This is a genomic window from Dongia sp. P2_B8, from assembly GCF_056404715.1.
Genome location: NZ_JBFUDM010000008.1, coordinates 1 through 14,200, shown reverse-complemented (window position 1 = coordinate 14,200; position 14,200 = coordinate 1). Strand labels below are relative to the sequence as shown.

Genomic DNA, 14,200 nt, shown 5'->3' with positions numbered 1-14,200 from the left:
GACGATGCTGCCTAGGATGGCGCCCGAATCGCGACCTAGCCGAAAAGTAGATCACCCGCATGGCCAAAAAAGCCGCCACCACCCCGCCGCCTGTTGGCGAGATCAAGCTGACCAACCTCGCCGAGGCCCTGGGCGAGCGCTATCTGTCATATGCCTTGTCCACGATCATGTCCCGCTCGCTGCCCGATGTGCGCGATGGGCTTAAGCCGGTGCACCGGCGGATCCTCTATTCAATGCGGCAATTGCGTCTTGATCCGGGATCCGGCTTCAAGAAATCCGCCCGCGTGGTCGGTGACGTCATGGGTAAGTTCCATCCCCATGGCGATGCCTCGATCTATGATGCAATGGTGCGTTTGGCACAGGATTTCGCGGTCCGCTATCCGATGGTCGAGGGCCAGGGCAATTTCGGGTCAATCGACGGCGATAATCCGGCCGCCATGCGCTACACCGAAGCGCGGTTGACCGAAGCCGCGGCCCTGATGCTGCAGAACATGGATGAGGATACGGTCGATTTCCGCCCATCTTACGACGGTGAGAATCAGGAACCGACCTTGCTGCCGGCGGCCTTCCCCAATCTGCTGGCCAACGGATCGCAAGGCATCGCGGTCGGCATGGCGACCAGCATCCCGCCGCACAATGTGGCCGAGATCTGCGATTGCCTGGCGCATCTCCTCAAGACGCCCAATGCTCGCATCGAGACGCTGGTGAATTTGATGCCGGGGCCGGACTTCCCGACCGGCGGTTTGCTTTGTGAAACGCGCGAGACCATCGTCGAGGCCTACCGCACCGGCCGCGGCTCGTTCCGCCTGCGCGCCAAGTGGCAGACGGAGGATCTGAAGGGCGGCGGCTATCAGATCGTCGTTACCGAGATCCCTTATCAGGTGGCGAAGTCGCGCCTCATTGAAAAGATCGCCGAGCTGCTGCAGGACAAGAAGCTGCCGTTCCTCGATGACATCAACGACGAGTCGACGACCGATATCCGGCTGGTGTTGACGCCCAAATCCAGGAATATCGAGGCTGTGCATCTGATGGAGCAGCTCTTCCGCCAGACGGACCTCGAGACCCGCTTCAGCCTCAACATGAACGCGCTCGACGCCAACCAGACACCGCGCGTCATGGGCCTTGGCGAGGTCCTTCAGGCCTATCTTGATCACCGCCGCGTGGTCTTGCAGCGGCGCTCGAAATTCCGCCTTTCTGAAATCGAGCGGCGCCTGGAAATTCTCGACGGCTATCTGGTCGCCTATCTCAATATCGATGAGGTGATCCGCATCATCCGCTTCGAAGACGAGCCCAAGGCCGTCATGATGAAGAAGTGGAAGCTTTCCGACATCCAGACCGATGCCATCCTCAACATGCGCTTGAAGGCCTTGCGCAAGCTGGAGGAGATGGAGATCAAGGGCGAGCACAAGGAATTGTCGGCCGAGCGCAAGACGCTTCAGAGCCTGCTCGCCTCCGATGACAAGCAATGGGAAGCGATCGGCACGGAAGTCCAGGAGCTGAAAAAGCTCTATGGACCGAAGACCGCTCTGGGCAAGCGCCGCACGGAATTGGGCGAGGCGCCGTCGGCCATGGTCATTCCGCTGGAAGCCATGATCGAGCGCGAACCCATTACCGTGGTCTGTTCCTCCAAGGGCTGGATCCGCGCCCTGAAGGGCCATGTCGACGAAGGCGCCGAGATCAAGTTCAAGGAAGGCGATTGGGCGAAGTTCCAGCTGCAGGCCGAAACCACGGACAAGCTGGTGATCTTTGCCACCAATGGCAAGTTCTACACGATTCCGTGCGACAAGCTGCCGGGCGGCCGCGGTCATGGCGAGCCTGTGCGCCTCTATGTCGATCTCGGCAACGAACATGACATCGTCGCCATGATGATCCACAAGCCCGGCGCCAAACTACTGGTGGCCGCACATGACGGGCGCGGCTTCGTGGTCTCGACCGACGAAATCATCGCCCAGACCAAGAACGGCAAGCAGGTGCTGAGCGTGCCGGAGGGGATCGAAGCCAATGTCTGCGTACCGGCGGATGGCGACATGCTGGCGGTCATCGGCGAAAACCGGAAACTGCTGATCTTCAAGCTCAATGAAGTGCCGGAAATGACCCGCGGTCGCGGCGTCATGCTGCAGAAGTACAAGGATGGCGGTCTCTCGGATGCCAAGGTCTATACCAAGGCCGAAGGGTTGACCTGGCGCCTCGGCGACAAGATCCGCACCGAAACACACAGCAACCTCAAGGATTGGATCGGTGAACGTGCCCAGGCCGGCCGCTTGCCGCCCAATGGCTTTCCGAAGGCCAACAAGTTCGGATAGGGCCATTTGAGTGCTTTGATAAGCGCCGCTGATCACGACGTTGCGGCCGCTTATCAAGTACTTGTTCCAAGAGCATATTTTGACGCGATCGTGTGCGCATGTGTCGCGATTTGACTTGGAACGCCGCGCTGGCGGGCTATATTCATCGGCAAGAACAAGAAGCCAAGCTCATTGCGTGCGTATCCTGAAGTCGGTCGCCAGACCGCGCTGTCTCGCCGCATTTCACGAAGCTCCAGCCATCATGGGACGGAAACGTCGACCACACGCGTGCCCTGCACGCGCGGGCGGCCGTGCTTGTTTCCGATCGGGGGCTGGCAAGGAGCTGTGCGTCACATGGGTCGGCAATTTATCGGCAAGAAGTCCAAGGCCGCAGGTGGCTGGGGCGCGCTGAAGAGCTGCGGCAAGCATCTGCTGGCGGGCGGTGCGCCGTTGACCGGCGCCAAGACGATGCTGAAGGCGAACCAGCCGGACGGCTTCGATTGCCCGGGCTGCGCCTGGGGCGATCCGGAACATGGCTCTTCCTTTGAATTCTGTGAGAACGGCGTCAAGGCAGTCAGCTGGGAAGCCACCGACAAGCGCACCACGCCAGATTTTTTCGCCGCGCATAAAGTGAGCGAGCTAAGGCAATGGTCGGATTACGACCTTGAGCATCAGGGGCGCCTCACGCATCCGCTGCGCTATGACGCAGCCAGCGATCGCTATCTGCGCGTCAGCTGGGACGATGCCTTTGCCGAGATCGGCCGTGTCCTCAACAGCCTGGATCACCCCAATCGCGCCGAGTTCTATACCTCGGGCCGTGCCAGCAATGAGGCGGCTTTCCTCTATCAGTTGTTCGTCCGCCTCTACGGCACGAATAATTTTCCCGATTGCTCGAACATGTGCCATGAGGCGAGTGGTGTTGCCATGCGCCAGGCGATCGGCGTCGGTAAGGGGACGGTGACGCTGGCGGATTTCGAACAGGCGGATGCCATCTTTGTCGTCGGGCAGAATCCTGGCACCAACCATCCGCGCATGCTGGGCGACCTGCGTAAGGCGGCGATGCGGGGCGCCCGGATCGTGGTCTTCAACCCAATCCGCGAACGGGGACTGGAGCGCTTCTCCGACCCGCAGGACAAATTGCAGATGCTGCGCGGCGGCAGCACGGCCATCGCCAGCGACTATCTGCAGCCGCGCCTGGGTGGCGACATGGCGGCATTCCGCGGCATGAGCAAAGCGGCCCTCGCCGCCGATGTGGTGGCACTGGCTGCAGGTCAGCCGAGCCTGCTTGACCATGATTTCCTCAGAGAACACACAGCCGATTTCGACGCCTACCGCGCTGCCGTCGAAGCAACATCCTGGGCCGAGATCGAGGACCAGTCCGGCCTCAGCCGTGCCGAGATCGAGTGGGCGGCGGACATCTATCTCAACGCCAAGAACGTCATCTGCACCTGGGCGATGGGTGTGACCCAGCATCGGCATTCGGTGATCACAATCCGAGAGATCACCAATTTCATGCTGCTGCGGGGCAATCTCGGCCGTCCCGGCGCAGGCCTCTGCCCTGTCCGTGGCCATAGCAATGTGCAGGGCGATCGCACCGTCGGCATTAATGAGAAGCCGCCAGCAGCCTTCCTGGATGCATTGGCGCACGAGTTCGATTTTGAGCCGCCGCGCGAGAACGGTCACAATGTGCTGGGCGCGATCGGTGCCATGCTGGATGGCAGCGCGCAGGCGTTCATCGGGCTCGGCGGAAATTTCGCCCGTGCGACGCCGGACAGTGCCCTGGTGGCGCAGATCCTGGGACGCCAGAAACTTACCGTCCATATCGGTACCAAGCTCAATCATTCGCATCTGCTGCCAGGCGAGGTGAGCTTCATTTTGCCTTGTCTCGGCCGCACGGAGATCGATCTTAACTCCAAAGGCGTTTCGCAGATCGTGACGGTCGAGGATTCGATGAGCATGGTGCATGGCTCCGGCGGCATCAACGAGCCTGCCTCGCCGGAGTTGCGCTCGGAAATCGCCATCGTCGCTGGGATGGCGGCAGCGACAGTGGGATCAGCCAAAGTCGATTGGGCGGCGCTTGCCGATGATTACGACGTCATCCGCGATCACATCGCCCGTGTCCTTCCAGGTTTTGAGGATTACAACGTCCGCGTCCGCAAGCCGCGTGGCTTCTACTTGCCCAATATGGCAGCTGCGCGTGCATGGCATACGCCGACCGGCCGCGCCACCTTCTGGGCCGGCGCCTTGCCGGAATCGGTCGAACACCAGACGGCGCGGACGGGCGAGGGTATCTTCGTGCTGCAGACCTTCCGCTCCCATGATCAGTACAACACGACCGTCTATGGCATGAATGATCGCTATCGCGGCATCTATGGTGAACGCAATGTCGTCTTCATGAACAAGGCGGATATCGAGGCCATCGGTGCCAAGATTGCCGACCGCGTCGACGTCATCGGCGTGCACGAAGACGGAAGGCCGCGCGTGGCAGCGGATTTCCGTCTGGTACCTTATGATATCCCGCGCGGTTGCGTCGCTGGCTACTATCCGGAACTCAACGTGCTGGTGCCGCTCGGTACTGCCGGCGATATGTCGGATACGCCAGCCTCCAAATCCGTCCTGGTGCGCTTTGCGGCGCGGGCGAAAGCAGCGTGACAGAGGGTCCGAACACGGATGTGACCGAGGCGGATTACCTGTCGCTGGTAGCGGCGATTCGGCAGGCGGCGTCGTCCCCTCTTTCACCGCTCGCAGCCGGTATCCTGGCGGCAAGGCATCTGGGCATTGCCAGTGACAGTCGCAGCTTCGCTCGCATCTTTGACATCGCGCATGCGCTGGTGCTTCGTGCACTCACCGAATTGTCGGTCCAACACGGACTTGTCGATATCACTGCCCGCGACCGGCGTACGCAGCGTGTGACGTTTGACCCCAGCGAAAAGAGCGCCACGTGTTTCGCGCACTTGCTGCGCTCGAGCCATCTTATTGATCAGGTGCCTTCGGCAGGTCTTTGAACAGGACTACGCGGTTGCGGCCGGCCTTCTTGCCGGCATACATGGCCTGATCGGCACGGATGAACAGATTGTCCATGTCGTCGGCATCTGCCGGGTAAAGACCGATGCCGATCGTGCCGCAGACATCGATGGTACCGGTGGGTGCCGGCATCGGGATCTGCAGCTTCTGCCGGATGCGCTCGGCGAGGCCCGTGATCTTGGCAAGATCACCGGACGCAGGAATGCGGGTTGCAATGGCAAATTCGTCGCCGCCAAAGCGCGCGAGCAGATCCGTGTCGCGCAGAGCTTCGGTTAACACGGTGGCCACTTTTTTCAACAACTGATCGCCGGCATCGTGACCCAGCGTATCGTTGACTGCCTTGAATTTGTCGAGGTCGATGAACAGCACTGCGACCTGGGCTCTGGTGCCGCGAGCAATGTCCATCATCTGCTGCAAGTGATGGCGAAAGGCGCGGCGGTTGAAGAGGCCAGTCAGCGGATCGTGATTGGCGAGGTAGTCGCTCTGGCGCTTTGAATCTTCCAGTTCCTGCTTTTGCTGCGCCAACTCCTCGGCCAGCTCAACGGCATGATGGGCCTGCTGTTCGATCGAGGAGCGGCTCATTTCCAGATCTTCGGCGTACCGCTGCAGTTCCGCCTCGCGCTCTCGCAAAGCGGTCTCGACCTGGGCGCGCTTCTCGATCTCGGCAGCCAGCCGCGTGTTGTTCCTTTGCAGCTCGTTGTTGATCGACTGCATGCGTTCGGCTGCGTCCCACAATTGGGTCACATCCGTGAACATCCAGAAGCGGCCGGGATTCTGCAAATCACCGACCGCATGGCTTTCCAGGCGGACAACTTTGGCACCATCTTCCTTCTTGGCTGGAAACAGCCAGTATTCAGTCGGACCTTGCGCATTGGTGCCGGACGCCGCGGCCATGCCGCCGCCCTCGACGTCGTGGCTAGGCCGCACGATGCAATGGGTGCGTTTCTCATGCATGGCAGCAGCCAAAGTCGCCGCATCGCCGGAGCCGCTGGGAATGTCAAGCAGGTTGGCCGCGACCGGATTGACGGTGCTGTGGCCGGTGGCATCGGTAAAGGCAATGCCGAGCCCGACATTGCTCATGATCGCATTGAACTGGTCGGCGAGGCGGCGCTGCTCAAGCGTCGCCAGATGCCGCTCAAGCAAGGGCGGCAACAGGCTGTTGGCACCGGCCATGATGCGCGCAAGGGGCAGGTCGCTACGTAGATCCTCCTGCCAGCAGAATAGCAGGTAGCCGGTGAACGCGGGAAATTGCAAGGTCTGCAGCGCAACATGGCGAGGCCGTTGTCCCAGCCAGCGGGTGAAAGTGGTCGGCATGATGATTTCTTCGCTGCCGATGACACCGCGATCAGCGATCTGGATGAAGCGGTCACTGACCGTAATGCGCCGGCCGGCCAGGCTTTGCGGTTCGCAGCCGAGGACCAATACGGATTCGCCACTCGTCTCGAAGCCGAGCAAGGCAACACCACTAGCCCCGCTCTCGCGGCCTAAAAGGCCTAAGAGCGAGTGAATGTTATCGATTTGAGCGCGGTCAGCAGCCGACACAACCATCAGATTCTAGGTCTCCTGCAGATGTCGGCGCACGGCGTCGATGACGACGGCAGGTCCGGAAATATGCGGAAAATGACCCTCCGCTGCAATGACCTCCAGAGTCGATCCGGCAATATGGGCATGCAGGTATTGACCAACATCCAGAGGTACGGCGATATCGCTTTGCATTTGCAGGATCGTGGTCGGCACCTTGATGAGGGGCATGCGATCCCTGAGGTCGGACTGGAAAATGGACTTGGCCATGCACAGCGCCATGTCCGGCCGCAGCGCCATCAGGCTTTCAGCAAACTCCCGGACCCCATCGTTGCCACCGCGCACGACCAGAGGCGCAAAGCCCGACACCCATTCATGATAGTTGCTGCTCATGGCCCGATAGAGACCGTCGATCGAGGGTTGATCGAAACCACCGACATATCCGTCGTCATTGAGATAGCGGGGTGAACCACCCAACATGACCAACCGTCGGAACAGATTCGGTTGCTCGATCGCCGCCAAGGCGCCGATCATGGCCCCCAGCGATGCCCCGACATAGTAGCAGCGCTCGATTCCAAGTTCGTCCAGGATGAGCAGCAGATCGTCGGCATGGGCTTCGATATCGGCATAACGCAGCGGGTCGAACGTCATGCCAGCATTGGGTCCGGCACCCGCAAGATCGTAGGTGATGATGCGAAAGCGATCGATGAGGCCGGGCAGGACGCGGCGCCAGATATCCTGGTCCGTGCCGAAACCATGCATCAGGACCAGCAGCGGTCCCGTCTGGCCGCGTGCCGTCACCCGGTGCATCCGGCATTTGCGGCTGAGCTCCATAGGTAGTTGGAAGTTCGTCGCCATGCGCATCCGTCTCTCTACTGATGTACGCTAGATTTTGGAGCCGCGGCACCTTTCGGCCGGTCGCCTCTCCAGAATGAAACAGTTCCGGTTAACGATATCTAAAAATGAAGATTGCCAGACGAACTGGATGATTATCCGGCCGGACCGTCGATTGGCGCACGCGCTGGGGTTGGCGCCGATCGCAGATTGTCGGGCGGCCACTCCACGGGATTTAGAGATCACGCGCCAAGCGGAAGCCCAGGATATTTTCGCGACCCCAGCCATCGACATTGTAGCGACGGGCAAAGCGAAAATCCCATTGCCCGTCAATCCAGCTGCCGCCGCGTGCCGCATGTTCTGCACAGGAATCGCTGATGACAGCGCTGCCGTCCGAAGGTGCATTCTTGTAGTTGGGCCGGTAGCAATCCTCGACCCATTCCCAGACATTTCCCGCCATGTCGAACAGCTTGAAGCGGTTGGGCTGATAACTGCCGACGGGCGCCGTGAAAATCACGCCATCATCGCAGGGTGAAGGTTCCTGAGCAGGGAAATGCGTCAGGCCTTGTTTGTCGAAGCTGTTGCCGATGCGACAGGCATCGTCATCGCTGTCCTCGTCCCAGGGGAAGAAACCGCGCCGGCCGGCGCGGGCGGCATATTCCCATTCCGCCTCCGTGGGCAGACGATAATTCTGCCCGGTGCGATCGCTTAGCCATGCGGCATAAGCCTCGGCGTCGCGCCAGCTCACGCAGACGGCGGGTTCGCTGCCGGTCTGGGCGAAGCCGGGTGCCAGCCAGTTCGCTTTGTCATCGCTGTGACCGCCTTTGTCATCGGCCAGATAGCAATCACCGTCATCCATATCGTGGCCGGTATCTTCAGCGAAGGCGGCAAACTGGTCGCGCGTCACTTCCGTGGTGGCGAGGGCGAAGGGTGTGCCGATCGCGACCTTATGGATTGGTGCTTCATCCTGATGCCGGTCTTCATCTTCTTTGGGTGCGCCCATGACAAAGCGGCCGGCAGGGATCACCACCATGTCAGGGCAATCCGGGCAGTCGCGAAAGACAGTGCCGGCAGGCGGGAGCCCTTGACCCATCTGGCTGCGTGTCGCGCTGTCGGTTGTTTCGGCGACGATTGCCGGCGCAGGAGCCGCGGTCGCCGCGCCGGGTTCTGCCGGCACAATAGCTTCGCGAAAATAGAAGGCCCCAGTAAGCGACGAAGAATCCCACGGAATCTGGTTTTCGCCCGTTGCTGCCATCACATCGACCCGCACATTCCGGAACATTTCTTCGATCGGCGTCGCTTTGCCGGCGATGGCCTTTGCCAAAGCGGTCGCATAGGGGCTATTGCCGTCGCTGCCGTCGAGCGCCACCTCGCCAGGCGCCGTCGAATAGGCGATGAAGCTCCCCTTCGGTGCATCCATGCGCGCTAGGCCGTTGGTTGCAGAGCGAAAACCGCGTGACAGCGGATTGTTGCGGCAGGCATCCAGGATCACGACATTCACACGATTGCCGGCAAACTCCATCTGCCTGAGGACCCAGCCGGCATCGACCGCTTCCATGTCCGCATCGGCTTCACTGTCGATCTTGGCATCGAGGGGAATGAGATAATTGGTACCGCTGATCTGCACGCCATGTCCGGCATAATAAAAAAGGCCGGTGGCCTCGGGCCCGGCAGCGACCAGCCGCTTCCCGAATTCGGAAATGGCGCGCTTCATGCCCTTTTGATCAGCGTCGAGCACGGTCGTGACATCGAAGCCTACCTCGGCCAGGGCCTGGGCGACCAGTTCAGCATCGTGGGTCGGGTTTGCAAGCTTGCCGATTGCCTCGCCATAGCCGCCATTGCCGATGATCAGGGCGACACGGGGCGCCGCTTCGGCCGGGCAAGGTGCCCAGCCGGCCAGCCAAGCGCCGAACACCAGGCAGAAGAAGACCCGGTAACATGGGATCTGGATCGCTTTGCGCATCCGGGCTCCCCGGCTATCTCCCAACTATCTCTGGGACTATCTTTGAGCGGGCATGAGGAGGCTAGGCCCCCAGCCTTCTCGGTGACAAGCTGCTTCGACTCCGGTTGCCTCGAGATCGATAGTATTTTAGGTAATTAAAGTACCCATTTGTGGGGTCGGCCGGATTGGAAACACCGGGTCGGTCTATGCATAGGGGTGGAAGACCCCTACGCCCCCATCGTATGGTAGCCATGCGTGCGGTGCTGCATCCAGGTTAAGCCCTTGAAAAATGTCGATTTCACCCCGGATTCTTCTGCTTGACCCCGGGATATCGAATCAATATATTCCGCCCGCCTTTAAGGGGGCTGGTGGTAGATGACCCGGCGCGGAAGCGCCCTTCAGTCTAGACGCTGTCCCGACTTAAGCATCTGAAGCGACATAGGGCTCCTCTGCCTCTGAGCATGAGCAATCTGGCGTTTTTTCGACCGCATCGAGACGCGAAAGCGTCGGCCTTCGATGAGGTCGCTTTTGCATATGGCAACATTTGCATGTCGCAAATCTGCGCCAATGGGCTCGGCCCGGACGCGCAACGAGGTGAGGAAGAACTAATGCCGACCATTAACCAGCTGATCCGCCAGGGCCGCGAGCCGTTGAAGGCCCGCAACAAGGTGCCGGCGCTTGAAGCGAGCCCGCAGAAGCGTGGCGTGTGCACCCGCGTCTACACCACGACGCCGAAGAAGCCGAACTCAGCGCTGCGTAAGGTCGCGCGCGTGCGGCTGACCAACGGCTTCGAAGTCACCTCATATATCCCGGGCGAAGGCCATAACCTGCAGGAGCACTCGGTCGTCATGATCCGTGGTGGCCGCGTAAAGGATTTGCCCGGCGTTCGCTATCACATCATCCGCGGCACGCTCGATACCCAGGGCGTGAAGGACCGCAAGCAGCGTCGTTCGAAATACGGCGCCAAGCGGCCGAAGTAAGGAGATCACGAGATGTCGCGTCGTCACGCAGCTGAAAAGCGCGAAGTTCTGCCGGATGCCAAATTCGGTGACATCGTGCTCACCAAGTTCATGAACAGCCTTATGTATGCCGGCAAGAAGTCGACGGCAGAAACGATCGTCTATGGTGCTCTCTCAAGCGTCGAGAAGAAGTCCAAGGGCGATCCCATCAAGTTGTTCCACGAAGCCCTCACCAACGTGAAGCCGCACCTGGAAGTGCGTTCGCGTCGCGTCGGTGGTGCCACCTATCAGGTGCCGGTCGAGGTTCGCCCGGACCGCGCCCAGGCGCTGGCCATTCGCTGGATCATCACGGTTGCCCGTGGTCGCTCTGAGCAGACCATGACCGACCGCCTCGCTGCCGAAATCCTCGACGCCGCCAACAATCGCGGCGCCTCGGTGAAGAAGCGCGAAGACACCCACCGCATGGCGGAGGCCAACAAGGCCTTCTCGCATTATCGCTGGTAAGGGCGGAAGGACCTAAGATCATGGCGCGCACCACTCCGCTCGAGCGATACCGCAATATCGGCATCATGGCCCACATCGATGCCGGCAAGACCACCACGACCGAGCGCATCCTTTATTACACCGGCAAGTCCTACAAGATCGGCGAAGTGCATGAAGGCACGGCGACGATGGACTGGATGGAGCAAGAGCAAGAGCGCGGCATCACGATTACGTCGGCTGCCACGACCTGCTTCTGGAACGACCATCGCATCAACATCATCGATACCCCGGGCCACGTCGACTTCACCATCGAAGTCGAACGTTCCTTGCGCGTGCTCGACGGTGCCGTGACGGTGTTCGATTCGGTTGCTGGCGTTGAGCCGCAGTCGGAGACGGTGTGGCGCCAGGCCGACAAGTACGGTGTGCCGCGCATCTGCTTCGTCAACAAGATGGACCGCATCGGTGCCGACTTCTACCGCTGCGTCGACATGATCGTCGACCGCCTGGGTGCGAAGCCGCTGGTCATTCATCTGCCGATCGGATCGGAAAGCGAATTTGCCGGCCTGGTCGATCTCGTCGCCATGAAGGGCCTCATCTGGAAGGATGAAAGCCTCGGTGCCGAATTCACGGTTGGCGATATTCCTGCCGACATGAAGGAAAAGGCCGAAGAATATCACGCCCGTCTCGTCGAGATGTGCGTCGAGCTCGACGACCAGGTCATGCAGGCCTATCTCGACGGCAAGCAGCCGGATGTTGATACGCTGAAGAAGCTCATCCGCAAGGGCACCAACAACGGCAATTTCGTGCCGGTACTGTGCGGTTCCGCCTTCAAGAACAAGGGCGTGCAGCCGATGCTGGACGCCGTCGTCGACTTCCTGCCGTCACCGCTGGACGTGCCGGACATGAAGGGCGTTGCCGTCGACAGCGATGCCGAGCTGACCCGCAAGAGCTCGGATGAAGAAGCCTTCTCCGGCCTCGCCTTCAAGATCATGACCGACCCGTTCGTGGGTTCGATCACCTTCGTGCGCATCTATTCCGGTATCCTCAACTCGGCCACCACCGTCTTGAACACGGTGAAGGAAGAGAAAGAGCGTGTCGGCCGCATGCTCCTGATGCATGCCAACAGCCGCGAAGACATCAAGGAAGCCCGCGCCGGCGACATTGTCGCCCTCTGCGGTCTGAAGAACACCACCACCGGCGATACGCTCTGCGATCCCGCGCACCCGATCATTCTCGAGCGCATGGAATTCCCGGAGCCGGTCATCGAAGTCGCGGTGGAGCCGAAATCAAAGGCCGATCAGGAAAAGATGGGCGTGGCATTGAACCGCCTCGCGCAGGAAGATCCGAGCTTCCGTGTCAATTCCGACCCGGAAAGCGGCCAGACGATCATCAAAGGGATGGGCGAACTCCATCTCGAAATCCTCGTCGATCGTATGCGTCGTGAATTCAAGGTTGAAGCCAACGTCGGTGCGCCGCAGGTGGCGTATCGCGAGAGCATCACCAAGAAGGTCGAGCAGGACTACACACACAAGAAGCAGACCGGTGGTTCGGGCCAGTTCGCCCGTGTGAAGATCCGCTTCGAGCCGCTGGAAGCTGGCGCCGGTTTCGTGTTCGAGAACTCGGTGGTCGGTGGTTCGGTGCCGCGCGAATATGTGCCGGGTGTCGAAAAAGGCCTGAAGCTCGCCAAGGAAACCGGCGTCATCGCTGGCTTCCCGCTGATCGACTTCAAGGCGACCTTGATCGACGGCGCCTATCATGACGTTGACTCGAACGTGCTGACCTTCGACATCGCGGCGCGCGCTTGCTTCCGCGAAGGTATTCCGAAGGCTGGTCCGAAGCTGCTCGAGCCGATGATGAAGGTCGAAGTGGTGACGCCCGAGGATTACATGGGCGACGTCATCGGCGATCTGAATTCTCGTCGTGGCCAGGTCCAGGGCATGGACAGCCGCGGCAACGCCCGTGTATGGCGAAGGCTAAATTTGAGCGTAACAAGCCGCACTGCAACGTTGGCACGATTGGCCACGTTGACCACGGCAAGACGTCGCTGACGGCGGCGATCACGAAGGTTCTGGCGGAGACGGGCGGTGCGACGTTCACGGCCTATGACCAGATCGACAAGGCGCCGGAAGAGCGGGCTCGTGGCATCACGATTTCGACGGCGCACGTTGAGTATGAGACGAAGAACCGCCACTACGCGCACGTTGATTGCCCGGGCCATGCCGATTACGTGAAGAACATGATCACGGGTGCGGCGCAGATGGACGGCGGCATCCTGGTGGTGTCGGCGGCCGACGGCCCGATGCCGCAGACCCGCGAGCACATCCTGCTGGCGCGTCAGGTCGGCGTGCCGGCACTGGTCGTGTTCATGAACAAGTGCGACATGGTGGACGACCCTGAGCTCCTCGACCTGGTTGAGCTGGAAGTCCGCGAGTTGCTGACGAAGTACGARTTCCCGGGTGAGACGATTCCGATCATCCGCGGTTCGGCGCTGATGGCGCTTGAGAACAAGAGCCCGGAGCTGGGCCATGAYGCGATCCTGAAGCTGATGGAGGCGGTCGAYGCCTCGATCCCGCAGCCGGAACGCGCCAAGGACCGTCCGTTCCTGATGCCGGTCGAAGACGTGTTCTCGATCTCRGGTCGTGGCACGGTGGTGACGGGTCGCGTCGAGCGCGGCATCGTGAAGGTCGGTGAGGAAGTCGAGATCGTCGGCCTGAAGCCGACGGTGAAGACGACGGTGACCGGCGTTGAAATGTTCCGCAAGCTGCTGGACAGCGGTGAAGCCGGTGACAATATCGGTGCGCTGCTGCGCGGCACCAAGCGCGAGGACGTCGAGCGCGGCCAGGTTCTGGCGAAGCCCGGTTCGATCACCCCGCACACCAAGTTCAAGGCGGAAGCCTACATTCTGACCAAGGAAGAGGGTGGCCGTCACACGCCGTTCTTCTCCAACTATCGCCCGCAGTTTTACTTCCGCACGACGGACGTGACGGGCACGGTGGAATTGCCGGAAGGCACCGAAATGGTGATGCCCGGCGACAACATCGCGATGGTGGTCAACCTGATCGCCCCGATCGCCATGGATGAAGGTCTGCGCTTCGCCATCCGCGAAGGCGGTCGCACCGTCGGCGCCGGCGTCGTCGCCAAGATCGTCGAGTAAG

At 60.8% G+C, this 14,200-nt stretch carries 9 protein-coding genes and 1 pseudogene; 7 read left to right on the top strand and 3 right to left on the bottom strand.

Annotated features, from left to right (window positions below; genetic code table 11):
* Positions 1–59: 59 nt before the first annotated feature.
* The 3 genes from parC to AC1DWZ_RS19930 all read left to right on the top strand — a co-directional run bounded on the left by parC (position 60) and on the right by AC1DWZ_RS19930 (position 5,287).
* A complete protein-coding gene (gene parC / locus AC1DWZ_RS19940; protein ID WP_477170696.1) occupies positions 60–2,303 on the top strand; it encodes a DNA topoisomerase IV subunit A in 2,244 nt (747 codons plus the stop codon).
* A 333-nt stretch (positions 2,304–2,636) separates the two neighbouring features.
* Positions 2,637–4,934, top strand: coding sequence for an FdhF/YdeP family oxidoreductase (locus AC1DWZ_RS19935; protein WP_477170695.1), 2,298 nt, complete (start codon positions 2,637–2,639; stop codon positions 4,932–4,934).
* Positions 4,931–5,287, top strand: coding sequence for a hypothetical protein (locus tag AC1DWZ_RS19930; RefSeq protein WP_477170694.1), 357 nt, complete (start codon positions 4,931–4,933; stop codon positions 5,285–5,287). The genes AC1DWZ_RS19935 and AC1DWZ_RS19930 overlap by 4 nt, the downstream gene beginning before the upstream one ends.
* On the opposite strand, the gene AC1DWZ_RS19925 is transcribed toward AC1DWZ_RS19930, so the two are convergent.
* From AC1DWZ_RS19925 to AC1DWZ_RS19915, 3 genes are all read right to left on the bottom strand, one after another.
* Positions 5,256–6,761 (bottom strand): diguanylate cyclase domain-containing protein, encoded by a 1,506-nt coding sequence (locus tag AC1DWZ_RS19925; protein WP_477170693.1) that lies wholly within the window; start codon positions 6,759–6,761, stop codon positions 5,256–5,258. The genes AC1DWZ_RS19930 and AC1DWZ_RS19925 overlap by 32 nt on opposite strands.
* Positions 6,762–6,860: 99 nt before the next feature.
* On the bottom strand, positions 6,861–7,685 hold the full coding sequence (locus AC1DWZ_RS19920) for an alpha/beta fold hydrolase (protein ID WP_477170692.1): 825 nt from the start codon (positions 7,683–7,685) through the stop codon (positions 6,861–6,863).
* 211 nt (positions 7,686–7,896) lie between these two features.
* Positions 7,897–9,624 (bottom strand): SUMF1/EgtB/PvdO family nonheme iron enzyme, encoded by a 1,728-nt coding sequence (locus AC1DWZ_RS19915; protein WP_477170691.1) that lies wholly within the window; start codon positions 9,622–9,624, stop codon positions 7,897–7,899.
* Between the two features lie 587 nt (positions 9,625–10,211).
* Between AC1DWZ_RS19915 and rpsL the strand changes: the two genes are divergently transcribed.
* The 4 genes and pseudogenes from rpsL to tuf all read left to right on the top strand — a co-directional run bounded on the left by rpsL (position 10,212) and on the right by tuf (position 14,199).
* Positions 10,212–10,583, top strand: coding sequence for a 30S ribosomal protein S12 (rpsL, locus tag AC1DWZ_RS19910; RefSeq protein ID WP_133613816.1), 372 nt, complete (start codon positions 10,212–10,214; stop codon positions 10,581–10,583).
* Positions 10,584–10,595: 12 nt separating this feature from the next.
* Complete coding sequence (gene rpsG / locus AC1DWZ_RS19905) at positions 10,596–11,066, top strand: 30S ribosomal protein S7 (RefSeq protein WP_303980740.1); 471 nt, start codon at positions 10,596–10,598, stop codon at positions 11,064–11,066.
* A gap of 20 nt (positions 11,067–11,086) precedes the next feature.
* Positions 11,087–13,009: pseudogene (fusA, locus tag AC1DWZ_RS19900) on the top strand (elongation factor G); the annotation flags it as partial.
* Entirely contained in the window at positions 13,009–14,199 is a 1,191-nt protein-coding gene (gene tuf, locus AC1DWZ_RS19895; RefSeq protein ID WP_477170690.1) for an elongation factor Tu, read from the top strand. The pseudogene fusA and the gene tuf, both read left to right, overlap by 1 nt.
* Position 14,200 lies beyond the last annotated feature (1 nt).

Excerpts from the sequence above, each read along its gene's own strand:
- parC (WP_477170696.1), top strand. The coding sequence starts at position 60 with ATGGCCAAAAAAGCCGCCACCACCCCGCCGCCTGTTGGCGAGATCAAG.
- AC1DWZ_RS19935 (WP_477170695.1), top strand. The coding sequence starts at position 2,637 with ATGGGTCGGCAATTTATCGGCAAGAAGTCCAAGGCCGCAGGTGGCTGG.
- AC1DWZ_RS19920 (WP_477170692.1), bottom strand. The coding sequence starts at position 7,685 with ATGGCGACGAACTTCCAACTACCTATGGAGCTCAGCCGCAAATGCCGG.
- AC1DWZ_RS19915 (WP_477170691.1), bottom strand. The coding sequence starts at position 9,624 with ATGCGCAAAGCGATCCAGATCCCATGTTACCGGGTCTTCTTCTGCCTG.
- rpsL (WP_133613816.1), top strand. The coding sequence starts at position 10,212 with ATGCCGACCATTAACCAGCTGATCCGCCAGGGCCGCGAGCCGTTGAAG.
- rpsG (WP_303980740.1), top strand. The coding sequence starts at position 10,596 with ATGTCGCGTCGTCACGCAGCTGAAAAGCGCGAAGTTCTGCCGGATGCC.